This is a genomic window from Paenibacillus sp. BR2-3 (assembly GCF_046529485.1).
In the GTDB taxonomy this organism is placed as follows: domain Bacteria; phylum Bacillota; class Bacilli; order Paenibacillales; family Paenibacillaceae; genus Paenibacillus_AQ.
The window spans coordinates 4313589-4338086 of sequence record NZ_CP126311.1 but is presented as its reverse complement, the minus strand read 5'-3'; the positions used below and the strand labels follow the sequence as shown (position 1 = coordinate 4338086).

Below are 24498 nucleotides of genomic sequence, written 5' to 3'. Positions count from 1 at the left end.
ATCACTATATAGTTATATAGTGATGTCTGAAAATGCAGATGGAGGTTTGGGAAGTGACTGAGATAATCCTGGCAAGTATCATCTTTTTAATTACATTAGTATTTGTGATCTGGCAGCCAAAGAACCTGTCGATTGGTTGGTCTGCCTGCGGAGGGGCTGTACTGGCTTTACTTGCAGGGGTAGTTAGTTTCACGGATGTAAAAGATGTAACGTTAATCGTGTGGAATGCCACGCTGGCTTTTGTAGCGATCATCCTGATCTCCTTAATTTTGGACAAGATCGGGTTCTTCGAATGGGCTGCCCTGCATATGGCCAGAGCCGCTCACGGAAACGGTTTGCGGATGTTTGTGTATGTTACGGTTCTTGGAGCGGTTGTGGCTGCATTTTTCGCAAATGACGGAGCGGCGCTTATCCTGACTCCCATCGTTCTGGCGATGGTACGGGCACTGAACTTTGACGAGAAAAAGGTGTTTCCGTTCATTATTGCCAGTGGATTTATAGCGGATACGACCTCTTTGCCGCTTGTCGTCAGTAATCTGGTCAACATCGTTTCCGCCGACTTCTTCGGGATCACCTTCATGGAATATGCGGGACATATGATTCTGCCGACGTTGTTCTCCCTGGGTGCGAGTATTCTGGTACTGTATCTCTTTTTCCGAAAAAGCATTCCAAGGAAGTTTGACAGCTCGCAGCTTAAACATCCCCGGGATGCCATCAAAGACAAGAAGATGTTTCAGTTGTCCTGGATTGTGCTGGCCGTTCTGCTTGTCGGATATTTTGTCAGTGAATTCCTGAACATTCCGGTTTCCATTGTTGCCGGGGTCATCGCCATCTTTTTCTTGCTTATGGCAAGAAGAAGTCCTTTTGTTAAAACAACGGAAGTGGTTAAGGGAGCACCTTGGGCGGTCGTGTTTTTTTCCATCGGGATGTATGTGGTAGTGTATGGACTGCGAAATGCCGGGCTTACGGATTTGCTGGCTGACGTGATCCGGGCGACTGCTGACCAGGGTCTGTTCGCGGCAACGATAGGAATGGGATTCATTGCAGCGTTTATTTCATCAGTGATGAATAATATGCCTACCGTCATGATTGACGCGCTGGCCATTGATGCAACGAACACCAGCGGTATCATCAGGGAAGCTTTGATCTACGCCAATGTTATCGGTTCCGACTTAGGGCCGAAGATTACCCCGATTGGTTCGCTCGCCACACTGCTGTGGCTGCATGTTCTGTCGTCCAAGGGTGTGAAGATATCCTGGGGTACCTATTTTAAAACAGGGATTATTTTAACCATTCCAACGCTGTTTATCACCCTTTTGGGATTGTATCTGCGGTTAACCATTTTTTAATATAAAGGAGATTATCGAACATGGACAAAAAAACACTCTACTTCTTATGTACAGGAAACTCTTGCCGGAGTCAGATGGCTGAAGGCTGGGCCAAGCAATACCTGGGGGATAGCTGGAACGTTTATAGCGCAGGCATTGAGGCGCATGGTCTGAATCCGAAAGCGGTACAAGCCATGAATGAGGTTGGAATTGATATTTCCGGGCATACCTCCGATATTATTGATTCTAATCTGCTGAGCAACGCCGATCTGGTGGTAACCTTATGCGGGGATGCCGCAGATAAATGCCCGATTACCCCTCCAAAGGTGAAACGTGAGCACTGGGGCTTCGATGATCCGGCCAAAGCACAAGGAACCGAGGAAGAAAAATGGGCGGTATTCCAGCGCGTCCGCGATCAGGTCGGAGAACGCATTAAACGTTTTGCGGATACAGGAGAGTAATTAGATGGCGAATTATCATGAACTGATTGAGGGAAAAGTATATATCGGCGGGGAAGCGGCTTTGATGGAAGCTCTTCGGGATCAAGAGATTTCGGATGTGTTTGATTTGCGGGATAACGGAACCGAGGCGGAAGGATTCCCCGCGAATGTAACCCGTCACCATTTTCCCATTGTAGAGGACGCCGGAGGACAAGAAGCTTCTGTGCATGCAGCGATCTTGGCTGTAAAGGAAGCCGTCAATAATAATAAAAGTGTATATTTCCACTGCGCCGGCGGCCGCAACCGCACGGGTACAGTAGCCACGGGCTTATTGCTGGAACTAGGCTTGGCTTCGAGCGTGGAAGAGGCAGAGCGTTTGGCTAAAGAAAAACGGCCGGATATCAATATCAAACCGGAAATGCTTGAAGTATTGAATGGTTTTTATAGTAAATAAATAACGAAGTATGAGTCAAAAAGAGCCGGACGAGGTTCAGGTAATCATTCCTGAGCTTCATCCGGTTCATTTTTCGGTTATCGGCATATAATAATTCTGAATTTGCACATAGGAAACTTTCATGTATACAGACAACTTTTCGGTAGAGGAGGGATTGAAATGATAGAGCCAAGCATAGTGGAACAAAAGCTGCTAAGAAATCAAAAACAACCGTTATCCGCAGAAGCCGTATTAAGAGGGGATATTAAGGGAATCAGAAGAATCCTTCCTTTCCTCGGTCCGGCATTTATTGCTGCGGTAGCCTATATTGATCCCGGAAATTTTGCTACCAATATTACAGCAGGCTCCAAGTACGGTTATCTTTTATTATGGGTGATCGTTGCGTCCAATTTAATGGCAGTTCTCATACAGTCCTTATCCGCTAAGCTCGGAATTGCAACAGGCAAGAATTTGCCCGAGATCGCACACGAAAGATTCCCGAGGGGCGTATCTATTTTCTTGTGGATTCAAAGTGAACTTGTAATTATAGCCACCGATCTGGCAGAATTTATTATATTATCCTTTGGTATTGCTTTCGCCCTGATTCCTTTGGTAATCTTTACTAGCAACAGAGCGATCATGGGTGAGCTGGTCAATCATCGTCTCACCGCATTATTAGGCTGGATCATATCGGGATTAGTCGTCCTGTTGAATTTGTTTTTGGTGTTTGAAATGATTTTTTAAATGGGTTTTAAATGTGTTTAACAACTATAGCAAAGTAGGTTTATATAAATGACGAATACCGGACAACCCATTTACCGTTTCAGTGAAGCGCCTATCTGGGAGCTGCAGCGGGATTATTATGAAGAGCAGGGGATCAAGGCGTGGAATAATGATGCAGTCCCGCAGTATATTACGAATAATCCGATGATTGCTGCGGCCTATGCCGAAATGATATTCGGGTTTCTTCAAGATCGGGCCGCTCTGGGCCACATCTCAGAACCGGTTACGATTCTAGAACTGGGAGCTGGAGCTGGCCGATTGGCTTTTCATATCCTTAAGAAACTGTGCGAAATCAGAGATTACGCCGGGATCCCGCTGCCTTCTTTTCGTTATGTCATGAGTGATTTACCCTCCAAAAATATCTCCAGCTGGCAGCAGCATCCCGGCTTACAACCCTTTGTCGAGCAGGGACTGCTGGATTTCGCGCGTTTTGATGCTGTACATGATACAGAGCTGAATTTGACGCAGTCTAACACCAGCATCCGGCCCGGCGACCTGAAGCAGCCGCTGCTGGTTGTCGCTAATTATTTTTTTGACAGTATCCCGCAGGAATTGATCTATGTGGGTGAAGGCAAGATATTCGAATGCGAGGTTTCCCTGCGGTTTCCGGATGATGGTGCCACTCTGAAACCCTCGGAAATGCTGGAGGGAGTTATTCCGGAGTACCATTATCGCCGGGCCGCCGGATACGAAGCGGAAAATTATCCTTATCATAACGTTATAGCACTCTATCAGCAGAAGCTGGAGGATTCCCATATTCTTTTTCCGGCTGTGGGGCTTGCGTGTCTGGAGCGTCTCAGTCAGCTGTCGCGGGAAGGATTCCTTCTGCTCACAGCAGATAAAGGCGATCACAGGCTGGAAAACTGGGAATTTGCAGAGCCGCCGAAGCTTATTCATCACGGAAGCTTTTCCTTAACGGCAAATTATCATGCGATCCAGCACACTTTTGAGCAGAGGGGGGCGCACTCTTTATTTACTGCACATCACTATAAAAACTTGAACATCGGCTGCATTCTGATGCTTCAGGAGCCCATGAGTTATGCCAACACCCGCCTAGCCTACAAGCGGTTTATCGAGCGCTTTGGACCGGATGATTTCTTCAGCATGAAGGAATGGGTGGATCAGCAATTCGATACCATGGGCCTGCAGCAAATTCTGGCCTTTTGGCGATTGGGCGGGTACGATGCCGAGTTATTTATTCAAAGCGCTGAACGCCTGTCGGAGCTGCTGCAGGAGGGCAGTGACGAGGAGAAGCTGGATCTTCAGCGAGGCATACACTTGATGTGGGCAGGCTATTATCCCATGGAGCAGAATTATGATTTGGCGCTGGACTGCGGGCTGCTGCTGTTTGAAATGGACATGTTCGAGGATGCGCTGGTATTCCTTGAACGGTCACTCCATGCAAATGAAGAAGACCCCGTGATGGCCGTGCTCTATAGTCTGGCCATTTGCAGCATTGAGCTTGGTTATGAAGCTGCCGCAGTGGATTATACGCGTAGAGCTTTAGCTCTGGAGCCGGAGAATGAAGAGGCGCTCGAGCTGCTGGAAATTCTGAAAGATTAATGGTCGGGGAGATGAATAATTCTATGATCAGTGATACCAGCATTTTATGGTTGCTTCCCATTATATTTATGATACATGACTTTGAAGAAATTGTTCCTATTACAGGATGGATGAGCAAAAACAAAGAATATATCTCCAAAAGGGTGCCCGCCAGATTTTTGGGCAGAGTAGATCGGTTGTCATCGCTCACGACTTCACAATTTTCTGCAGCTGTTGGCGTGCTGTTTATTATTTTTTCCATTTCAACATTTTTAGCTTATGAATTTCAATTTTATCCTCTCTATATTGTGCTGAGTCTTGGATTATTTCTGCATGCTTTCATGCATATCGGGGCATCGATTTACCTGAGAAGGTGGACTCCGGGGGCGGCAACGAGTCTCGTTCTCCTGATCCCCTACGGTCTATTGAGTATAGACTACTTTATCCGCAACGATTTACTTCATTTCCCAAGCCTATTAATCTACATCGTTTTAGTCGCGGTGCTTTTTGCACCACTGCTCATGTTCCTTCATTTTATTGGCAGAAAGTTAAGCCGTCCTGAAAGCAGATGATCTGAAAGCGTACAATGAAAGAGGGCAATATAGAAAGGAAAGCCCCGCCCCCTTTGATTCGATCAGGCATACACCTGACGGAATCTGGGGGCGGGGCTTTACTTTGAGACAGGGGAGTTTAAGGCATATTGTTATTGCTTCACGATATCCTGTACGGCTTTATCCAGTTTCTCCAGGAGTTGATCGCGGGAGATCTGATCGCCAAGGTATTCCTGCATTGCTGCACCGAAGCCTTGGGTTACGCCGTCAGGGAACATATCCCAGTTCCAGCCGAGTGCGGTAGCTGACTTTTCCTGAATGGCAACAGCCACTTGACCGATATCCTCAGCTTTCGTTTCGATATTGCTCAGAGCAGGAATGAACTTGAATTCCTTTGTTAGGTATTTTTTACCGGTTTCCGAGGTTACCAGCCAGTTCAGGAAAGCTTTAGCCTCTTCCGGATTTGCTGACTTACTGTTGACGATATAGTTGTTCGGAACGCCGACCAGGATCGTGCCTTCTTCATCACTGATAGGGAGTGGGAGAACACCTAAGCTCAGAGCCGGATCAATCTTGTCAATATCGCCTTGGGTCCAGTTGCCCTGCAGCATCATAGCCGCTTTGCCGGAAGCGAAATCAGCAACTTGAGTAGCGTAGTCGGTAGTCATTTTATCTTTTTGAGCGTTACTAAAGATTACGTCAACCAGATCAAGCCATTGAGTGAATGCCTCATTGCCCTTAATCGTTTGTTTGCCTGCTTTGAGATCATCAATGAATAGCTTCGGATCGGCCTGATGGGCAAGACCTACGTTCACAAGGTGAATACCCATGGACCACCATTCATTTGTTGCTTCAAACGGGGTGATTCCGGCAGCCTTGAGTTTTTCAGCAGCAGCCTTCAGTTGAGACAGAGTCTTCGGCTCTTCGGTAATCCCTGCTTTTTCAAACAGTGCCTTGTTATAGATCAAGCCGTAGCCTTCTACGTTCATCGGCATGCCATACAGCTTGCCGTCTACAGTTGCAGGGACTTTGGCGGTTGGAAGCAGGTCCTTGGCCCACGGCTCGCCCGACAAATCAGTTGCCCGGTCCATATAAGGAACGAGGGCGGTATATCCTCCGTTATTAAAAATCTCAGGCTCCGAGCCGGAAGCAATTTCCGCTTTAAGCAGAGCGCCGTAATCTTCGCCGCCGCCGTGGGTTTCAACCTCAACCTTTACGCCGGTTTCCTTTTCATATTCTTCCGCAAGTGCATTCAGTTGCTCTGCAATTTCAACTTTGAACTGGAACATTTTAATCGTAACATCTTTTTTGGGAGCGGTTGTTGCCTCTGGAGCAGCTGTCTCTTTAGTTGTGTTGTTAGCGCTCTCATTAGTAGCCGGACTGTTATTGCCGCTGTTCCCGCAGCCTGCGATCACAAGAGCGAAAACGATTGCGGAAATGAATGCAAACCTTCTTTTCATAAAATAACCTCCCTGGGTTTGTGTTCCTACAACTTCATCGTAATGCAATCGAGCCCTAACTGAAACGTAATATTTTGCTAGAAAAAGTGGATATTGTTGCAGCTAGCCCTTAACTGAACCTGCGGTTACTCCTTCAACAATATACTTCTGCAGCGATAAAAAGAATAGCAGAATCGGGGTAATCGCCATAACCAGACCGGGCAAAGCCAGATCCCATTTCTTGGTGTACTGCCCAAAGAATTTGGTGACCGCCACGGGCAGCGTGGTCAGGTCCTTATTGCCTCCAATAACAAGCACCGGCAGCAGGTAGTCATTCCAGATCCACAGTGTATTCAGGATAATAACAGTTACAACAATAGGCATGAGCAGCGGAAATACAATCCGGAAGAACACACCGTAAGGATTGGAGCCGTCGACACGCGCGGCTTCTTCCAGCTCATAAGGCACTGTTTTGATGAACCCGTGAAAGAGAAATACAGAGAGCGGCATGCCGAAACCGAGATAGCAGGCAACGATTCCGTACAATTCCCCGCGAAGCTCCAGAATACTGGTTACCCGGACTAACTGCAGCATCAGGGATTGAAAGGGAATGATCATCGCCGAGATCAACAGCAGGAACACGAACGAATTGAAACGCGAAGGCCTTCTTACAATCTGGTAAGCTGCCATTGAACTGAACAGGACGATAAAGATAACACTAAGTACCGTAATTTGCAGGGAGTTCCAGAAGGCATGCGGGAGATCGATAATCTTCCATACATCAATATAATTCTCCCATTTAAAAACCACCGGGAACGAAGCGGCATCAACAAGGATTTCCTTCAGGCTCTTTACGGAGTTGGTCAGCATCAGATAGAAAGGTGACAGGAACATAAGCGCCAGCAGAATAGCGGCAATTTCAAGGATAAGTAGTTTGGATGTGTATTTATTGCTGCGTTCCATTAAGCGGACACCTCTTTTCTCTTGGTAATCCAGACCTGGGTAATGGTAATGATTGAAACGGCGACGAAGAAGAGAAGCGCTTTGGCAGTTCCGAGGCCGTAACGGTTGTTGATCAGGGCTTCCGAATAAATGTTAAAAGCAAGAGACTGGGTGGAGGTTCCCGGACCGCCCTTGGTCAGCGACAGGTTGAGATCGAACATTTTGAAGGCGTTCGAGGTTGTAAGGAACAGGCAGATGGTAATGGCCGGCATAATTAAAGGCACATATACGCTTCTAAAAAGCTGGTGAGGGCGCGCGCCGTCAATATGGGCAGCCTCGATCAAATCCTTGGGGATTCCTGCGAGCGCTGCAATGTAAATGACCATCATATAGCCTGCAGTTTGCCATACAAATACAATTACAAGTCCCCAAAATCCGGTGTTTGGCGTACCGAGCCAGGGAAGGTTGAAGAATGAAATTCCTGTCAAGTCACCGATCGTGCCGAAGCCTTTCGTGAAGATAAACTGCCAGATATAGCCAAGAAGGATTCCGCCAATGACATTGGGCATGAAAAAAATAGTGCGTAACAGCTTTTTCGTCTTGAGCGCCGTCATCAGAACAAAAGCGAGCAGGAGCGCCAGTACATTGGCAATTATTACGGAAATGGCGGTAAATCGGAGAGTAAAGTTCAAGGATTCCCAGAACTTATCATCACTCAGGAAAATACGTCTCCAGTTATCCGACCCTGTCCAAACGGCTTTGTCGAGATCAAGTCCATTCCAATCCGTAGAGGAATAGTAGAATCCGAGAATGAAAGGTATAATGACGATGGTGACAAAGAAGAGGAGGCATGGTCCGACGAACACCATTTGCTGGCCCCATCCTTTTTGGATGCGCAGAGCTTTTTTCATAAGGGTTCTCCTTTTTTATAATTTGTCATGAGCTTACCTTCATTATAGAAAGGCCTGCCTGCCGCCAACACTCAATTTGATGACTATAAAAGTGGATTATATTGCAATCCGATCATACAACTGAAGTTATTGGAGGGATAGAATGTTCAGGCAAAGTATCAGAACCCGGCTCATGGCGCTAGTCCTTCTTGCAACCGTTATTCCGGCAGGCATTTCGGTGACGTTCTCTTATATCTATACCAAACAGTCTGTAACGGAGCAGTCCGTGAAGCAGAATACGAAGCTTCTGACACTGGGAGAGAGCAATCTCAGCAACTATTTTAACGGAATCAATCAACGGGCCTTGTCACTTTACAGCGGCATCAATGTCCCCGGTTCTTTCTATACCGCCCTTCTTGTGGCCAAGGGGGCCGATGCTTCCGGCGGTTCTGCTGCACCGGATAATCGCGGCATTATTTCTACCCATCTGTATAACCTGTTTCTCTCCGACCAGAACATCTTTCAGATCCACTTATTTGTAAGAGCCGGCAAGCAATCCAACACACTGCTTGGGGGACTGTTCCGGAGGGAGTTCAACGACAGGTATATTCCGCATGCCAATCCTGACGGCTCTAACCGCCCCTTCGTGGAGGTTACGCATATGAACCATCAATATGACGTGAAGTCGGGCTTTTTAAAGCTGAAATCGGGAACGGTTCCGGTGTTCAGTGCGCATTTTCCGATCTATCGAACGCCGAGCGACGATGTTCTGGCCGATCTGTCTATGGATTTCCGGTTAACGGAGCTGGAAAGTATTGCTAAATCAATGTATAATTCTGAAACAGAACGACTCTATATATTAAACGAACAGGGAGAGGCCTTGTTTGCCTCCGACCCGGATTGGATTGGAAAGACGTTCACTTCAGGCTGGAGTCAAGTCGCCAATAAACCCGGCAGCGGCCATTTTACATGGAACGACCATGATTTTAAAGGGATAGTATTGTACAGACATATTGATTCCCCGCTGTTTAAAGGAAATATTGTCAAGCTGGTTCCCTATGAGGATCTTTATAGCGATGCACGAACGATTACGAGTATCAATGGTGTAATCGGGGTGCTGTTCCTGATTATCGGGGGGGTTGCGGCGGTTCTGATCTCTATCGGCTTTACAAGGCCAATCAAAAAGTTGATTTCTTACACGCAGAAGGTGCAGATAGGGCAGTTGGACGCTTATGTGGATGCGGAGAGAGAAGATGAATTCGGGCTGCTGACCCGGAAAATTACCGGGATGACCCGGACCATAAACAACCTGATTCTTAAGGAGTACCGCCTGGAAATCGCCAATAAGACGAACCAGTTAAAGGCGCTTCAAGCCCAGGTGAATCCCCATTTTCTATATAATGCCCTGCAGTCCATCGCCAGTCTATCCCTAAGGTATAATGCGCCTAAGGTATACGACCTGATATATTCTTTGGGGAGCATGATGCGGTATTCCATGACGACGGAACGGACGCAGGTGACGCTTCAGGAAGAGATTGAGCATGTGGAGAATTACATGATCCTGCAAAGGGAAAGGTTCGGGGAAGATGAACTGATGCTGAATATCAAGATGGAGGAAGCAGCCCGGTCGATTACGGTTCCCAAAATGATTCTGCAGCCGATTGTGGAGAATATTTTCAAGCATGGCTTTGCAGATGGAATCAAGCAGGGTGTCATCTCCATAACCTGCAGCCTGGAACCTAAGGAACGGTTGATTATTAGAGTGAAGGATAACGGAAAAGGGATTTCTCCGGGGCATCTGGCAGAGATTGAAGAAGGCTTAATGAATATTGAAGGAACGGATCATGAAGAGATCGGACTGCGGAATGTTCTTGCAAGGCTCCGGCTGCAGATCAGCGAAGAGGCGCAGTTAATTATCCAAAGCAATGCCGAGACCGGGGTAACGGTTACATTGTTCATTCCCCTTAATGATAACAGGGGTTTGAAGGGGGGCGGTGAATGATGAAGGTCCTGATAGTTGATGATGAAAAGCATGTCCGGGAGGCCATCCGATACTTCATCCCTTGGCAGGAGCACGGAGTCTCTGAGATTTATGAGGCTACCAACGGCCAGGAAGCGATAAATCTAATTTTGGAGCAGCGTCCGGCAGTTATTTTTACAGATATGAGGATGCCCCTTGTGGACGGAGCAGAACTGCTGGAATGGCTGCATAAGCATTCTCCGAATACGAAGACCATTGTGATTAGCGGTTATCAGGATTTCAGTTATGTGAAACCGGCAATTGTCTACGGAGGAACGGATTATTTGCTCAAGCCTTTAAATAGCAAGCAGTTAATCGCCGCCGCAGAACGTGCCTTCCGCATGTGGAAAGAGGAAGAGCACGAGCGGGAGCTGGCCTTCCGCCAGAATATACAGCTCAATGCGCTGCGTCCGCTTTATTGGGATAAGTCGCTATCGGACCTTGTATCCGGAGTTCGTTCCTATCAGGAGCTTGCGCCGTCGCTCTCCGAAGAACTGGGTTTGCGTAAGGATACTGAAAGCTGCCGGGTAGCCGTGATTTCCCTTCAATCCGCCAACTGCCGCCTGATTGAGAAATTTCACGGGGATCTGCAGTTAACCTCCTTTGTGCTGGCGAATATCTGCAACGAAATCATTTCTTCAGAGAGAATAGGATTTGCCTTTCGTTATTGGCATGCGGACACCGAGATCGTTGTCCTGTTCTGGGATAAGGTTGAAGAGGCGGAGAAATGGGTTCTTCTTATGAACGAATCGATACAGCGGGCATATGGTGTACAGCTGGACATCGGTTTAAGTCATCCCAAAGCCTTTCCGGCGCAGCTTGCCAGTGCTTTTCGTCAAGCCCGGCAAGGGCTCAGCGAACGGAATCTTCTCCAGCGGCACGGAAGGATTCATCTCTGCCGTGAGCAGCCTGAAGGAAAAAAAGCTGCCATAGACAATGAACTTCCGGTCTGCCTGGAGAAGTTCCGGTTATCCGTGTTATCCGGAGACCTGGATAAGATGTACCGGGCCGTCGACGACTGGGCGGAGCAGCTGGGCAGCCTGACCCTTCTTACAGAAAGCAATGTTCAGCGCTGGCAGGAGGAAATCCGGCTACTATTTGCACGCTGGAGAAAAGAGCATCGGGGAGATAACGGGTTTGCCGAGGACAACCTTCACTTTGAACCTTGCTATGATGTGGAGGGGCTTTTCTCAGTGGAAGGCTGGAGGGTTCAACTGAAGGCACAACTGCTAAAGCTGATCAGTGAATGCGGACTTACCCAGAGCGCGGACAGCAGACTTATGCTGGAAATACGGAGCTATCTGGATCAGAATTATCAACAGGAAATCACACTTCAGCATATCGCCGAACGGTTTTATATCAGCAGGGAGAATGTATCCCGGAAGTTCAAACAAGTGACTGGAGAGAATCTGTCCGATTACTTAACCAATCTGAGGATAGAAAAGGCCAAGATTCTGCTGCAAAATACGAATATGCGTCTATCCCGGATTTCGGAGCTGGTCGGATATGAGGATGAGAAATATTTCAGCCGCGTCTTCAAGAAATCCACGGGCCAGACACCCAGGGAATACCGCAATACATCAAGCCTTACTAACGAAGTGCCGGATCCTAAGATGGAGTCGGAGTGAGCGGCTGATTCAGTCAGAATTAGCAAAAACAAACAAGGGTGTCCCAAGCCGTTATATACGGCTTATTGGACACCCTTTTGTAATCCCCGGGGCAAAGCGGTTATGAACGGGAGGAGGAGCTGCTGTTTCTCCGCGCAATTTCCTTGCGCACAACCGGAGCAACTTCCGTGGCCAGCAGTTCAATTGCAGCTGCTACTTTGGAGTATGGAAGACCGCCGATGTCCATTTGGGCCATAAACCGGGTATGGCCGAACAACTCATGCTGATATAATATTTTCTCAATAATCTGTTCAGGGCTGCCGACAGCCAGTGCATTGTCAGGAGCGGTGAAAAGCTCAAAATCGCTGCGCGAAAGTTTATATGGGTTTCCGGATTGAGACATGATAGAGTTGAAATAGTTAAGATAGTATGGATATAAATCATCGAGAGCCTGGGCGGATGTCCTGGCAATGTATCCGTGGCTGGTGATGGCAATCTTCATTTCGCCCTGAGGCTGACCGACTGCAGCACCTGAACGCCAGTAGCTGTCAGCCAAAGGCTGGAACCGTTCCGGCTTTCCGCCAAGTATGGCTATAGCCATACCGATTCCGAGAGAGCCGGCTCTTTCTGCAGTTTCCGGAGTACCTCCGACACCTACCCAGAGCGGCAAGCCGGGCTGCAGGGGACGGGGGGCAATTTCTGCATCGATGAGCGGAGAACGATAATGGCCTTTCCAATTCATAATTTCATCCCGGTTTAATTGCTGCAGCAGGTTTAGATTCTCAGCAAACAGTCGATGATGGTCATCAAGGTCATATCCAAACAATGGAAAAGACTCCGTAAAAGCGCCGCGTCCGGCAATGATCTCCGCACGGCCTCCTGAGAGCAGATCCAAAGTGGCGAAATCTTCGAATACTCTTACCGGATCAATAGTGCTGAGAACTGTGGTGGCGCTGGTCAGCTTGATCCGGGAAGTTACCTGCGAAATAGCAGCCAGTACAACCGGAACCGATGAAACTACAAAATCAAGCCGGTGATGCTCACCAACCCCAAAGACATCCAGTCCGGCTTCATCAGCAAGCTTGGCTGCCGCTACGATCTCATCAAGGCGCTGCTTGGGGGAGAGGGTTACCCCTGTGAATGGATCAGGAACAATGTCACCAAGTGTATAAATACCAAATTCAAAGCCTCTGTCAGGTCGTTCATTGGATTCGTGGCTCATTCGTGAATACTCCTTGTTATTTATATTGTAAGGAGAATATTATATCATTTACATTGATTCAGATGGAGAGAACATATAAGATAAGTTCATATTTTCACAGGGACCCCTGAGGGGTAAAATTAGCTTTGCTTTTAGGAAAGAAGCATTGTCTACAACATGAGGAGGATTTATGGAACAGCAAGCGATTTGGGCCATTGGTATATTTTTGCTTATTTATGGACTTATTATTTCGGAAAAAATACATCGTACCATCCTGGCTATGTCGGGTGCAGTAATCATGATAGCTTTTGGAATCGTAAACCAGGAAACAGCCATTCATCATATTGATTTCAATACACTGGGCCTGCTTACAGGCATGATGATGATTGTAGGAATTACTGCAGAGACCGGGTTATTCAAATATGTAGCTTTGAAAGCAGCCAAAATCGCGAAAGGCCAGCCGAAAAGGATTCTGGTGTTCTTATTCATTATCACAGCGGTCGCATCTGCGTTTTTGGATAATGTCACCACAGTACTGCTTATGGTTCCGGTTACCTTCAGTATTACAAAGCAGCTGCGAATTAATCCGCTCCCGTTTTTAATTTCGCAGATTATTGCCTCTAACGTAGGGGGGACCGCCACACTAATCGGTGACCCGCCCAACATTATGATCGGGAGCGCGGTGAAAGAGCTGACTTTTATGGCCTTTATCAATAATCTGGCACCGGTAATCATCATTATCGTTCTTGCCTATATTCCGCTGCTTCTTATTATGTTCGGCAAGGGAATGAAATCCACCCCTGAGCTGCAGCAGAGCATCATGGAGTTGGATGAGCATTCGATGATCACCGATCATAAGCTGCTGCGGAAGTGCCTGATCGTTCTGGGAGTTACTATATTAGGTTTTTTCCTCCATCAGTCGGTACATATGGAATCTGCTACGGTGGCCTTGGCAGGGGCATTTTTGCTGCTTCTTCTGACAGGGGAGCCCATGCTGGAAAAAGCATTTCATAGTGTGGAATGGATAACGATATTTTTCTTCGTAGGCTTGTTCGTTCTGGTATCAGGACTTGTGGAGACCGGCGTAATAGCGGAGCTGGCTGCCAAAGCCATTGAACTTACCGGAGGCGACGTATTGTTAAGCTCCATGCTGATTTTGTGGTTGAGTGCCATTGCATCGGCGTTTCTTGATAATATTCCTTTTGTAGCTACGATGATTCCCTTGATTCAAGAGATGGGCACCATGGGAGTATCGAATCTAGAGCCTCTATGGTGGAGCTTGGCCTTGGGAGCCTGTCTGGGCGGGAACGGTACCCTTATCGGTGCGAGTGCCAATCTGGTTGTCGCCGGACTGGCCGGTAAAGAAGGGTATCCGATTACGTTCATGAAGTACTTGAAATATGGGTTTCCCTTAATGATTCTGTCCATTGTCATATCTAGTGTGTATCTATATTTAAGATATCTCATGTAGATCAGCTGGATCACCGAGCAATATTGAGGAAAATAAGAGACTCCAGAACTTCAATGTTTTTTCATATTTTCCATTTGACTTTAGCCCGAATATGCAAGATATTAGTATTGAATATTTTAAATAAGTGAACCTCTACTAATAACTCCACAGACGGGCGGGTGGAAAATAAATAATGCTAAGACATCATATGGAGGATCATTCCAGCTTCAAAGACGCGGACAGCACTGCGGTCATTGGAGCAGCGTTTCTTTCCACTGACGAGAAATGGACAAGGATTAATCCTGCCGTTACTGCTTTGCTCGGCTATTCGGAAGAACAGCTGCTGGGACACAGCTTCAGCAAACTTGTATACAAGGAAGACATGGAAATATACAGTGGAATGATCAGGACGTTGAATGAAAGCGAACTCTATTTTTTGGATCATGAGATCCGGCTGAATCATCAGGATGGTACTCCAGTTCCATTGCTGCTACGCCTGACTCTTATAAGTAATCCTATTTTGGAATCTCCGCTTTATTACATTGTTAATTTGATGGATGTGCTCGAGCCGAAGCGGTTGGAATCAGAGCAAGGGCCAAGTGATGAGTTGTTTAGAATGATAACTGCTAATATTAGAGATATTGTGTTTTTTGTGGGGCCGGACAGTAAATGCCGTTACTGCTCTCCTTCTGTTCATGAAATCCTGGGCTATATGCCCGAGGACTTGATCGGACTGGATAACCGAAACTTGATTCATCCTGAGGATATTGGAGTGTATGATTTGCCGGAGTCATCCATTAATGACAGTATTCGGCTGCGTGTTCGAAAGGTGGACGGAACCTATATCTGGATTGAGTTCACGCTTCGTCTCGTGGAGGATGCAATAGGTCAGAATATCCTTGCGGTGGGACGTGATATTACAGAGCGTAAGGCTGTTGAGAAGAGGCTACAGGAATCGGTCGAACGGTACACATCCTTGAAGAAGTACAATCACGATGCAGTTATTTCCCTTGATCTTCAAGGTAAAATTATTAATGGCAATGAGAAGGCCTGTCTACTGACAGGTTACAGTATTAGGGAATTGACCGGAATGAGTGTGGCGAGACTTGTCGGGAATGACCATCTGAAGGATATTCTTACTTACTCCTCCGAGATTACCTGTACTGAGCGCAATATCAATACGGTTTGGCACAAAGACGGTCATACCGTAGAAGTGCTTACTACCATTGCTCCTATCTTTATCAATAAGATCAAAGAAGGCTATTATATTATCGTCAAGGACATTACAGAGCAGAAAAAGCTGCTCATCGAGAAGGAAACCGCAGAGAATACAAACCGCGCCAAAAGTGAATTTCTTGCCATGATGAGCCATGAAATCCGTACACCTATGAATGGTGTCATCGGGATGACCGATCTGCTGCTGGATATGACCGATCCAGATTCGCCCCAGTGGGAGTACCTGGATATTATTCGCAAAAGCGGGGATACGCTGCTTGCGATCATTAACGATATTCTGGATTTCAGCAAAATTGAGGCGGGGCGGACGGAATTGAACAAGGAGCGCTTTGATGTTAGAAACTGCATTGCCTCTGCGGTGGACGTACTGTCCCATAAAGCCGAAATGAAGGGACTTTATATCGATGTGACGGTCAGTCCGGAAGTGCCGGAGTTTTTGATTGGAGACGGAGAACGGATGAAGCAGATTTTGCTCAATCTGGTCGGCAATGCCATCAAATTTACCTATAAAGGCGGAGTAACATTAAAAGCGGGGGTAGCGGCAGCTCAGCAGGACAGGGTAACCCTTCAGTTTTCCATTGCCGATACCGGCTTAGGTATTCCCGCAGACCGGCGGGAACGTTTGTTTGAGCCGTTTTATCAATTGGATCATTTCATGAACCGTCAGCATGAGGGGACGGGGCTGGGTTTGGCGATTACCAAGAAGCTGGTGGAACTGATGGACGGCCAAATTGAATTGGAAGAGGGAGAGGGTTCAGGGGCTACATTTGTGTTCACAGTAGTTCTCGGTGAAGAGGGACCCGGCGTTGGGAGTTCCAATGAGAAAGTCTATTCCCCTTCCGGACCGGAGAAGGCTGAACGCCAGCTGAGGATTCTCGTTGCGGAGGATAATGAGATCAATCAAATCGTGCTGCGGAAGATTCTGGAGAAGCGCGGCCATACTGTGAATATCGTCTCTGACGGTACAGAAGTTGTACAGGCACTGGCTTACGATACGTACGATCTTATTTTTATGGATGTGCAAATGCCCCGTATGAATGGTCTTGAAGCCACAAAGGTAATTAAAGAAAGTCTTCCCCCGGAGAAGCTTCCGGTCATAGTTGCCGTTACGGCAAATGCCCTGAAAGGGGATCGTGAACACTGCCTGGAGGCGGGCATGGACGACTATATCAGCAAACCGGTTAAAAATGATATGATTGCCAGAGTGATTGGAAAGTATTTCTAGGACTAAACAAGAGGGATTCCAAAAGCCGCGTGTTACTGGCTTAGGAATCCCTCTTTTGTTATGCAGATTCAGCCTTTGGTTCCATAAGAATTAAAAACAAGATATTGGTGTAGTCTAAAAGGACGCGTCAATAAACAATTAAGGGGAAGGAACGTTTATGGGTAAAAAATCCGGTGATACAAAAGGCGATCAAAAACTGAAATGGTGGCAGCTCTCTTTGCTGGGAGTGGCGGGTACGATTGGCACCGGGTATTTTCTCGGCTCCAGCCTGGCGATTGAAATCGGGGGTCCTGCGGTACTGATCTCCTATATTTTGGCGGCTGCAGGAACCTATATGGTGTTTGATGCATTGTCGCGCATGACAGCCGATCATCCGGAGGAGGGCTCATTTCGTTCCTATGCCAAAAAAGCGTTTGGAAGCTGGGCAGGCTTCGGCAGCGGGTGGTTATACTGGTTCTCGGAGCTGCTAATAATGGGAAGCCAACTGACGGCGCTCTCTATTTTTTCACGCTTCTGGTTTCCGGCTGTGCCTATGTGGATATTTGCTACAGGCTTCGGGATACTCGGTCTTCTGATCGTCTTTTTCGGAAATAAGGGATTTGACCGGGTTGAAAATGTGCTGGCTATTATTAAGGTTGCTGCTATCCTCATGTTTCTGATTATAGCGGCTGCTCTCCTGGCCGGCTGGATTGGAGGAGGCAAGTATACACCCAAGCTTCCGCTATCCTATAATGCCCTGTTTCCAACAGGAGGTCTGGGATTGTGGTCGTCTTTTATTTTTGCTTACTATGCTTACGGGGGCATTGAGGTGCTCGGAATTATGTCTTACAGGCTCCAAAAGCCTGAAGAAGCTCCCAAAGCCGGGAAAGTGATGCTTGTCCTTCTGGCGGTGGTTTACGCATTGTCTATCGGCTTGGCGGTAACTATGGTACCGCTGCATGCTTTTAACCCTAAGGAAAGTCCCTTTGTACTTGCGCTCAGCAGTGATCATCTGGCTTTTGTGCCTCACGTATTTAATGGAGTGCTGATTATTGCCGGATTTTCTACCATGACTGCATCGCTGTATGCTGTAACTTCTATGCTGCTCACCCTTGCCAAGGAAGGGGATGCGCCGGAATTGTTCTCCCGGAAGTGGAAGGATAAATACCCGGTGTCCGCACTCGGTCTGATTTCTGGCGGGTTGATAGCGGCAATAGTGATGGCGCTGCTGATGCCGGGAAAAGTATATGAATATATCACCACTGCCGCCGGATTAATGCTGCTGTACAACTGGACCTTTATCTTGCTCTCTTCAGGAAAGCTTCTGAAGCCCGAAAAGTTAAGTGGAGTGAAACGTTGGACCGGGCTGGTTCTGATCGGAGCAGCGGTCACCGGAACTTTTTTTCATAAGCTCAGCCGTCCAGGATTTTTTATCAGTCTGCTGCTTGTGGCATTAATCTCGGCATGTGACCTGCTTGTACATTACATCCGTAAAAAGCACGGAACCTCAGCCCACAAGGGAAATCATAAGGATTTCCATCGGGTGGACTCATCGCCGGAACGCAACCGTTCAACGGGAGGTCCGGGAATCCGAATCAAAGGCATCCGTATGAGAAAAAGCAAGCTCTAGTGGAAAAACAACAGCCGGCAGGCCTGCACACCAAAATATAAGCCGAAACCGACCAATGAGAGACCCGATAGCATCGAGATAGCTTTCAAGACTCCGGCTGTCAAAAATCTGCGGAAGATACTGGAAGCAGACGCCATCGTAATATCCCAGATCAGAATACCGAGCACAATAGCTCCGCTGTACAGCAAAAGCTGCTTCATGGGATACTCACTGGCTGCTTTAGCCAGTATGGATCCGTAAATGCCTAGCCAGAACAGGATGGATAACGGATTGGATAATGACATCAGGAATCCGGAGAACAGCGACTTGGCTAATGAAACATCGCTTGACCGTGTATCGGCTGAGGTGAGCTTTCCTGCATCTTTCATGCTCTCCACACCTGTATACACGAGTACAAAAAAGCCGAACAGCCACAAAAAAGCTTTGACATAGGGTGCTTCAAGCAAATGAATCACACCAAAATAGACAAGCAGCATATAGATGATATCTGCGCTTATAGCTCCAAGTCCGACAAACCAGGCAGGCCAAAAGCCTCCGCGGATACCCTTGTCCAGCTGTGCAGCGTTAATCGGTCCAATCGGCGCCGAGAGCGATAGACCAAGGAAGATATAACTGAATATGGTGTTCAACCTCTCTCCTCCTCCTAGGTCTATTAAGGTTGTCATGTAATTAGCCTATTCGGGCATGTCTGCTTGTACGACAAGATTTTGAAGATTTCAAATGGCAAATACACTAAAGCTGTGAAGCGGTAAATCAAAGTCTTGCAGGACGTTAATAATTCCATTAAGATAGCAGAAACCAGCTCCAGTGGGAGCTGATATAAACAAATGACGATGACGAAGAGAGTAAGCGTTAGAACGGATCTTAACAGGGAAGGTGTGCCGGAGACTGAGAGCACCCTCAAGAGACGATTAGCGCCGAAGTTCACTTCCGAGTCAGTCCCTGAAGTGCCAAGCTGAAGTGCAGGCATGTGTAGGAAGGCTCGCGCCCCGCGTTACCGGGTGAAAGACAGAGTTAATCTTTCGGTAGAAGAAATTCAGATGGAATTTCTTAATATGCCGGTATTCGGGGTTAATTCTAAATAAGGGTGGTACCACGGCTCCTCGTCCCTTGCGGCGGGGGGCCTTTTTGCGTTCACTAAATCACTAATGAGGAAGAGGGAGTGGAAGGTAATGAGCAATGTAGAATTGGATGGGCTTAGAAGTCGATTGGATGGAATTAACGAACAGCTGCTGGAGCTGATGTCCGAACGGGCAAAGATCGTTCAGGAAATCGGAGTGGTAAAGGAGAAGCAGGGCGTACCTAAGTTCGATCCTGAGCGGGAGAAGAAAATGCTGGAACGGCTTGTATCGCTCAATAAAGGACCTTTCACCAGCGCAACGATCCGCAGCCTCTTCAAGCAAATATTTCAGGCTTCTCTGGAGTTGCAAAGTGACGAGCATAAGAAGGCTCTGCTTGTGAGCCGGAAAAGTCAGATCGAGGATACAGTCATTGTCCTGCCGGGAGAGGTTACAGTAGGCGGGTTGTCTTCACTGATGGTTGCGGGTCCTTGTTCGGTGGAAAGTGAATTGCAGACCCGAACGGTAGCCGCAGCGCTGCAGAAGGCTGGAGTAAAGGTAATGCGCGGAGGAGCCTTTAAGCCCCGGACTTCGCCCTATGATTTCCAGGGTCTCGGAATGGATGGCCTGAGAATACTGCGGGAAGCGGCGAACGAATACGGTCTGCTGACCATCAGTGAAATCGTAGATCCGGGACATATTGAGCCGGCTTTGGATTATGTGGATATTATTCAGATCGGTGCACGCAATATGCACAACTTCGAGCTCTTGAAGGCTGTAGGGGAAGTGAATAAGCCTGTGCTGCTGAAGCGCGGACTGGCGGCTACACTGGAGGAATTCCTGCACGCTGCGGAATATATCATGTCGCGCGGCAATACTCAGGTTATGCTGATTGAACGCGGTATCCGTACGTATGAGAAGTGGACCCGCAATACCCTGGACATTTCTGCGGTACCTATTCTGAAGCAGGAGAGCCATCTTCCGGTCTTGGTTGATGTCACCCACTCCACAGGCCGTAAAGATATTCTGGTCCCGTGTGCCAAGGCGGCACTGGCTGCCGGAGCTGACGGAATCATGGTCGAGGTTCATCCTGATCCGGCGACTGCGCTGTCCGATGCGGCACAGCAGTTGAACATTGAGGAATTCAATACCTTCTTTAATGATGTAAAGGCTTCGGGTTTATATCGTTAATTTAAATATATTGAATTTTGGCTGAATGAGGAAGGATAGGGAAGGAACTTTTTTAGTGCATCCTTTTGAACGCCATATCGTATACACTGTTATTATATGGTAGTGAACCGGATGCTCTCGCATAGAGCTTTCGGCTTCACCGTAACACAGGAGGGGTTCAGATGAATCTGGAGGTTAATCCAAAGCTAAAGCAGTTTCGTCAGGGAAGAATTGTAAGTGTGGTGGCGGCGGTGTTGATTGTGCTGCTGATTGGAGGGAATGCGTTCGCATCTGTAGAATACGGGCATGTAGGGTTGTATAAAACCTTCGGCAAGCTAAACGACAATATGTTATCACCCGGTATACATTTTAAAATTCCGTTCATCCAAACGGTAATTCAAGTCAACACGCAAGTAACAAAAGCAGAGACGGATACATCGGCCTCTTCCAAGGATCTTCAGCCCGTGTCCACGCATGTGGCGGTCAACTATTCCGTGAACAAGGATTCGGTATATAATATCATGAATAATGTCGGAGGCAGTTTCGACACTGTTATTATTAATCCTGCCATACAGGAAATCGTCAAGGAAGTGACTGCGAGATATCCGGCAGAAGACTTGATTAAACGGCGGGATGTGGTCGCAAGTGAGATCAGCGAGCATTTAACCACGCGGCTGGCGAAATATGATCTTATCGTAAACGATATTAACATCGTGAACTTCAAATTCTCCGACGCCTTCAACCAGTCGATTGAAGCGAAGCAGGTCGCCCAGCAGCAGGCGCTGAAAGCCGAGAATGACCTAAGACGGATTGAGATCGAAGCCAAGCAGAAAATAGCGCAGGCCCAAGCGGAGGCAGAGTCCTTGCGGCTGAAGAAGCTGGAGGTTACACCAGAGCTGGTCCAGCTGAAACAAATCGAGGTACAAGAGAAAGCGCTGGAGAAATGGGACGGCAAGCTGCCGAGCGTAACTGGAGGAGCAACACCCTTTATTGATATCGACTCACTAACCAAGTGATGAAAGGTTTCTGATAAACAGCCGAAAAGGCCCTGCTCCCCTTGAGCAAGGCCTTTTCGGTATAGATTAATGCTATAATCAGTATCTGAAAAGCATCGTCGGAATCTGCCATCCCGCGCCTACTGACCAGAAAAACACATAGTCACCTCTTTTAATGCGTCCATCCTCAATACCGCGCTGAAAGGCGATAAAAGGACTGCTTGTACCTGTATAGCCGAATTCGTCGCCAACATAAATGAATTTGTCTTGTGATGCTGCAAGGCCGTTCTGAATCAGTTCAATATTTTTAAGTGAAAATTGTGACAGGCAGAAAGCTGAAATATCATTAACAGTCAGTCCGTAGCGAGCCAGAAGCTCTTGAATATCATTGACTGCTGCATCCACGCACACCGTACCGTCAAAAGGTATCCAGCGTATGCGGATTTGCTCTGGAGTAATATCTTCACTGTAAATATTCGATAGTCCGCAGGCCGGGAACATAATATTTCCGCTGCCTTCCGAGTCTATGTAATATAAGGAATCAATAAACCCCGTATTTTCCGTGGTGCGTTCCAGAATGACCGCCGCTGCGGCATCTCCGAAGTTAGGGTAAGTAATCTCGTCCTCGGGATTGCAATGAATGGAGCTATGATCGCATCCGACAACGAGCGCGTACCGGACATGGGGGTTGGATTGCATATAACGGCTTGTTTGCTCCACGGCTGTAACCATTCCGGCGCAATTGGCATTGGAATCCATCGTAATGGTACGGTGTTTGCCTTGAAGCTTATGGTGCAGCAGGAGAGCGTTGGTGGGATAAGTATATTCCGGTGTCTGGGAAGCGAATACGATCATATCCATATCTTCTCCAGTTAAGCCGGCCTCCAGCAGTACCTTTTGAGCTGCCTTCAGACCCATCGTAAGTGCATTCTCCTCTTCGCCGTCCGCAATATATCTCCGTTCCCGACCCATTACTTGCAAAAATCGTTCAATGTCCTTGCCCATGCTCTTAAAATGGTTCAGGTAATAATCATTATCCACGACACGTTCCGGATGGTAATAAGCGGCTTGGCGAATCGTAATATGGTCCAAGTGCAGGCCTCCTAAACTTCTACAATTTCGTAATTTTCAAGCTTTGTAGCACGGGCAACACGACCCAGCTGCATCTTTAGGACAGGGTTCTTGGCAATGGTGAATACGACCTTTTTGAAGCCGGAATTTTTATACATAATGTAGCATTGCTCCAGCATCGGGAGCACATCAGGGGAAGAAACGTTCAGCCCTGTGCAATCCAGAATGATATCGTATTTAGCAGGGTCAAACTTGCTTACGTGTTCGTTATACTCCTGAATGAAACGGCCGGCATCTTCTTGTGACATGGCACCCTCTACCCTAACCTTAAGTGTGGATGTCGCAGAGTTTGGTGTAAAACTAAAATTTCCCATTTGCTAATAATCTCCTCCAATATTTTGAAATAAAAAGAATATGTCGAAACATACGAGATTCATTATACCTATATTTTCTAGTTTGAGAAGGGTAATTTGGCTTATATAACCAATTTAATTTAATACTAATTGATTAGGGAGGCCTATCCATCATTTGCTGAATAAGAAATGGATTAACTCGGGATGCTGCGCATCCCTGGCTTTGCAAAGAGGGCTTCTATTGGTATGATTACAAAGTGTAAGAATCAAACTATCCAATTTCATGGAGGAATACGAATGAGTGAAAATACGTTATCCCGAATTATTGATCATACGCTGCTTAAAGCGGATGCACGCAAAGAAGATATTATTAAATTGGCGGAGGAGGCCAAACAATATAAATTTGCCTCGGTTTGCGTCAATCCGGCATGGGTTTCTGTTGCTCATGAAGTACTGAAGGACACGCCTGAGGTTAAGGTATGTACAGTTATCGGTTTTCCGCTGGGCGCCTCCACGCCGGAAACCAAAGCCTTCGAGACAACCAATGCAATCGCAAACGGTGCGGGCGAGGTGGATATGGTGATCAACATCGGGGCGCTAAAGGGTGGCGACAATGAGTGGGTTAGTCGCGATATTGCCGCAGTTGTAGATGCGGCCCGCGGAAAAGCGCTGACCAAGGTGATCATTGAGACCAGCCTGCTTACGGAGGAAGAGAAAATTCGTGCCTGCCAGCTTTCTGTTGAGGCCGGGGCTGATTTTGTAAAGACATCGACAGGCTTCTCTACAGGCGGCGCCACGAAGGAGGATATCACACTTATGCGGGCAACGGTCGGTCCGGATATTGGTGTTAAAGCTTCAGGAGGCGTACGCAGTGCAGAGGATGCGCTCGTTATGGTCGGAGCCGGAGCCACCCGGATTGGAACGAGCGGTGGCGTTGCTATTGCCAAGGGTGAACAGAACGAATCCGGTTATTAATCCGGGTTTAGCAGGATAATTAGCAGCGGCATGTGCAGAGAACTTCTGCCTTGCCGCTGTCTTCATCACTTATATGTAAGCGCTTTAATATCAAGATTTAATTAAATATAATAATTCTCACCGGAATAATAAGAATTTAGTCTTTCCAAATGCCATCATCTGTGAGAGAATAGGGAAAAT

Annotated in this window: 20 protein-coding genes and 1 pseudogene; 14 read left to right on the top strand and 7 right to left on the bottom strand. The window is 47.4% G+C overall.

Going from position 1 to position 24498, the window contains the following annotated elements; genetic code table 11:
- Window positions 1-53 precede the first annotated feature (53 nt).
- From PaeBR_RS20900 to PaeBR_RS20875, 6 genes and pseudogenes are all read left to right on the top strand, one after another.
- The gene (locus PaeBR_RS20900) at window positions 54-1349 is read left to right on the top strand and encodes an arsenic transporter (RefSeq protein WP_410512404.1); all 1296 of its coding nucleotides are present in this window, start codon (window positions 54-56) and stop codon (window positions 1347-1349) included.
- Window positions 1350-1369: 20 nt separating this feature from the next.
- Entirely contained in the window at window positions 1370-1789 is a 420-nt protein-coding gene (gene arsC, locus PaeBR_RS20895) for an arsenate reductase (thioredoxin) (protein ID WP_410512403.1), read from the top strand.
- Between the two features lie 4 nt (window positions 1790-1793).
- A complete protein-coding gene (locus tag PaeBR_RS20890; protein WP_410512402.1) occupies window positions 1794-2222 on the top strand; it encodes a tyrosine-protein phosphatase in 429 nt (142 codons plus the stop codon).
- A 159-nt stretch (window positions 2223-2381) separates the two neighbouring features.
- A pseudogene (locus PaeBR_RS20885) lies at window positions 2382-2939 on the top strand (Nramp family divalent metal transporter); the annotation flags it as partial.
- 54 nt (window positions 2940-2993) lie between these two features.
- Window positions 2994-4547: an SAM-dependent methyltransferase gene (locus PaeBR_RS20880; RefSeq protein ID WP_410512401.1), complete on the top strand. Its 1554-nt coding sequence runs from the start codon at window positions 2994-2996 to the stop codon at window positions 4545-4547.
- Window positions 4548-4570: 23 nt separating this feature from the next.
- Entirely contained in the window at window positions 4571-5098 is a 528-nt protein-coding gene (locus PaeBR_RS20875) for an HXXEE domain-containing protein (RefSeq protein ID WP_410512400.1), read from the top strand.
- A 131-nt stretch (window positions 5099-5229) separates the two neighbouring features.
- On the opposite strand, the gene PaeBR_RS20870 is transcribed toward PaeBR_RS20875, so the two are convergent.
- The 3 genes from PaeBR_RS20870 to PaeBR_RS20860 all read right to left on the bottom strand — a co-directional run bounded on the left by PaeBR_RS20870 (window position 5230) and on the right by PaeBR_RS20860 (window position 8369).
- Window positions 5230-6537 carry an ABC transporter substrate-binding protein gene (locus PaeBR_RS20870; protein ID WP_410512399.1) on the bottom strand — a complete coding sequence of 436 codons (1308 nt, stop codon included), beginning with the start codon at window positions 6535-6537 and terminating at the stop codon, window positions 5230-5232.
- A 102-nt stretch (window positions 6538-6639) separates the two neighbouring features.
- A complete protein-coding gene (locus PaeBR_RS20865; protein WP_410512398.1) occupies window positions 6640-7479 on the bottom strand; it encodes a carbohydrate ABC transporter permease in 840 nt (279 codons plus the stop codon).
- A complete protein-coding gene (locus tag PaeBR_RS20860) occupies window positions 7479-8369 on the bottom strand; it encodes a carbohydrate ABC transporter permease (RefSeq protein WP_410512397.1) in 891 nt (296 codons plus the stop codon). The genes PaeBR_RS20865 and PaeBR_RS20860 overlap by 1 nt, the downstream gene beginning before the upstream one ends.
- A 142-nt stretch (window positions 8370-8511) precedes the next feature.
- On the opposite strand from PaeBR_RS20860, the gene PaeBR_RS20855 reads away from it, so the two are divergent.
- A complete protein-coding gene (locus PaeBR_RS20855; protein WP_410512396.1) occupies window positions 8512-10350 on the top strand; it encodes a histidine kinase in 1839 nt (612 codons plus the stop codon).
- Complete coding sequence (locus PaeBR_RS20850; protein WP_410512395.1) at window positions 10347-11996, top strand: response regulator; 1650 nt, start codon at window positions 10347-10349, stop codon at window positions 11994-11996. The genes PaeBR_RS20855 and PaeBR_RS20850 overlap by 4 nt, the downstream gene beginning before the upstream one ends.
- 100 nt (window positions 11997-12096) lie before the next feature.
- Here the strand turns inward: PaeBR_RS20850 and PaeBR_RS20845 are convergent, their stop codons facing one another.
- Window positions 12097-13197, bottom strand: coding sequence for an LLM class flavin-dependent oxidoreductase (locus tag PaeBR_RS20845; RefSeq protein WP_410512394.1), 1101 nt, complete (start codon window positions 13195-13197; stop codon window positions 12097-12099).
- A gap of 169 nt (window positions 13198-13366) precedes the next feature.
- Here PaeBR_RS20845 and PaeBR_RS20840 point away from each other — a divergent pair, with 169 nt between their 5' ends.
- The 3 genes from PaeBR_RS20840 to PaeBR_RS20830 all read left to right on the top strand — a co-directional run bounded on the left by PaeBR_RS20840 (window position 13367) and on the right by PaeBR_RS20830 (window position 18696).
- Complete coding sequence (locus tag PaeBR_RS20840; RefSeq protein WP_410512393.1) at window positions 13367-14647, top strand: ArsB/NhaD family transporter; 1281 nt, start codon at window positions 13367-13369, stop codon at window positions 14645-14647.
- A 172-nt stretch (window positions 14648-14819) separates the two neighbouring features.
- Complete coding sequence (locus PaeBR_RS20835; protein ID WP_410512392.1) at window positions 14820-17087, top strand: PAS domain S-box protein; 2268 nt, start codon at window positions 14820-14822, stop codon at window positions 17085-17087.
- Window positions 17088-17244: 157 nt separating this feature from the next.
- Window positions 17245-18696: an amino acid permease gene (locus tag PaeBR_RS20830; protein ID WP_410512391.1), complete on the top strand. Its 1452-nt coding sequence runs from the start codon at window positions 17245-17247 to the stop codon at window positions 18694-18696.
- Here PaeBR_RS20830 and PaeBR_RS20825 read toward each other — a convergent pair.
- On the bottom strand, window positions 18693-19325 hold the full coding sequence (locus tag PaeBR_RS20825; protein ID WP_410512390.1) for a LysE family transporter: 633 nt from the start codon (window positions 19323-19325) through the stop codon (window positions 18693-18695). The genes PaeBR_RS20830 and PaeBR_RS20825 overlap by 4 nt on opposite strands.
- A gap of 543 nt (window positions 19326-19868) precedes the next feature.
- Here PaeBR_RS20825 and PaeBR_RS20820 point away from each other — a divergent pair.
- Window positions 19869-20945 carry a bifunctional 3-deoxy-7-phosphoheptulonate synthase/chorismate mutase gene (locus PaeBR_RS20820; protein ID WP_410512389.1) on the top strand — a complete coding sequence of 359 codons (1077 nt, stop codon included), beginning with the start codon at window positions 19869-19871 and terminating at the stop codon, window positions 20943-20945.
- Window positions 20946-21106: 161 nt separating this feature from the next.
- Complete coding sequence (locus PaeBR_RS20815) at window positions 21107-21940, top strand: prohibitin family protein (protein ID WP_410512388.1); 834 nt, start codon at window positions 21107-21109, stop codon at window positions 21938-21940.
- A 78-nt stretch (window positions 21941-22018) separates the two neighbouring features.
- Here the strand turns inward: PaeBR_RS20815 and PaeBR_RS20810 are convergent, their stop codons facing one another.
- On the bottom strand, window positions 22019-23011 hold the full coding sequence (locus tag PaeBR_RS20810; RefSeq protein ID WP_410512387.1) for a ketoacyl-ACP synthase III: 993 nt from the start codon (window positions 23009-23011) through the stop codon (window positions 22019-22021).
- An 11-nt stretch (window positions 23012-23022) separates the two neighbouring features.
- Window positions 23023-23364, bottom strand: coding sequence for a hypothetical protein (locus PaeBR_RS20805; RefSeq protein ID WP_410512386.1), 342 nt, complete (start codon window positions 23362-23364; stop codon window positions 23023-23025).
- A gap of 276 nt (window positions 23365-23640) precedes the next feature.
- Between PaeBR_RS20805 and deoC the strand changes: the two genes are divergently transcribed.
- Window positions 23641-24318: a deoxyribose-phosphate aldolase gene (deoC, locus tag PaeBR_RS20800; protein WP_410512385.1), complete on the top strand. Its 678-nt coding sequence runs from the start codon at window positions 23641-23643 to the stop codon at window positions 24316-24318.
- The last annotated feature ends 180 nt before the right edge of the window (window positions 24319-24498 follow it).

Coding starts and splice junctions, on each gene's coding strand:
- PaeBR_RS20845 (WP_410512394.1), bottom strand. CDS start 13,197: ATGAGCCACGAATCCAATGAACGACCTGACAGAGGCTTTGAATTTGGT.
- PaeBR_RS20870 (WP_410512399.1), bottom strand. CDS start 6,537: ATGAAAAGAAGGTTTGCATTCATTTCCGCAATCGTTTTCGCTCTTGTG.
- PaeBR_RS20835 (WP_410512392.1), top strand. CDS start 14,820: ATGCTAAGACATCATATGGAGGATCATTCCAGCTTCAAAGACGCGGAC.
- PaeBR_RS20805 (WP_410512386.1), bottom strand. CDS start 23,364: ATGGGAAATTTTAGTTTTACACCAAACTCTGCGACATCCACACTTAAG.
- PaeBR_RS20875 (WP_410512400.1), top strand. CDS start 4,571: ATGATCAGTGATACCAGCATTTTATGGTTGCTTCCCATTATATTTATG.
- PaeBR_RS20855 (WP_410512396.1), top strand. CDS start 8,512: ATGTTCAGGCAAAGTATCAGAACCCGGCTCATGGCGCTAGTCCTTCTT.
- PaeBR_RS20815 (WP_410512388.1), top strand. CDS start 21,107: ATGAATCTGGAGGTTAATCCAAAGCTAAAGCAGTTTCGTCAGGGAAGA.
- PaeBR_RS20830 (WP_410512391.1), top strand. CDS start 17,245: ATGGGTAAAAAATCCGGTGATACAAAAGGCGATCAAAAACTGAAATGG.
- PaeBR_RS20890 (WP_410512402.1), top strand. CDS start 1,794: ATGGCGAATTATCATGAACTGATTGAGGGAAAAGTATATATCGGCGGG.
- deoC (WP_410512385.1), top strand. CDS start 23,641: ATGAGTGAAAATACGTTATCCCGAATTATTGATCATACGCTGCTTAAA.
- PaeBR_RS20860 (WP_410512397.1), bottom strand. CDS start 8,369: ATGAAAAAAGCTCTGCGCATCCAAAAAGGATGGGGCCAGCAAATGGTG.
- PaeBR_RS20880 (WP_410512401.1), top strand. CDS start 2,994: ATGACGAATACCGGACAACCCATTTACCGTTTCAGTGAAGCGCCTATC.
- PaeBR_RS20820 (WP_410512389.1), top strand. CDS start 19,869: ATGAGCAATGTAGAATTGGATGGGCTTAGAAGTCGATTGGATGGAATT.
- PaeBR_RS20840 (WP_410512393.1), top strand. CDS start 13,367: ATGGAACAGCAAGCGATTTGGGCCATTGGTATATTTTTGCTTATTTAT.
- arsC (WP_410512403.1), top strand. CDS start 1,370: ATGGACAAAAAAACACTCTACTTCTTATGTACAGGAAACTCTTGCCGG.
- PaeBR_RS20865 (WP_410512398.1), bottom strand. CDS start 7,479: ATGGAACGCAGCAATAAATACACATCCAAACTACTTATCCTTGAAATT.
- PaeBR_RS20850 (WP_410512395.1), top strand. CDS start 10,347: ATGATGAAGGTCCTGATAGTTGATGATGAAAAGCATGTCCGGGAGGCC.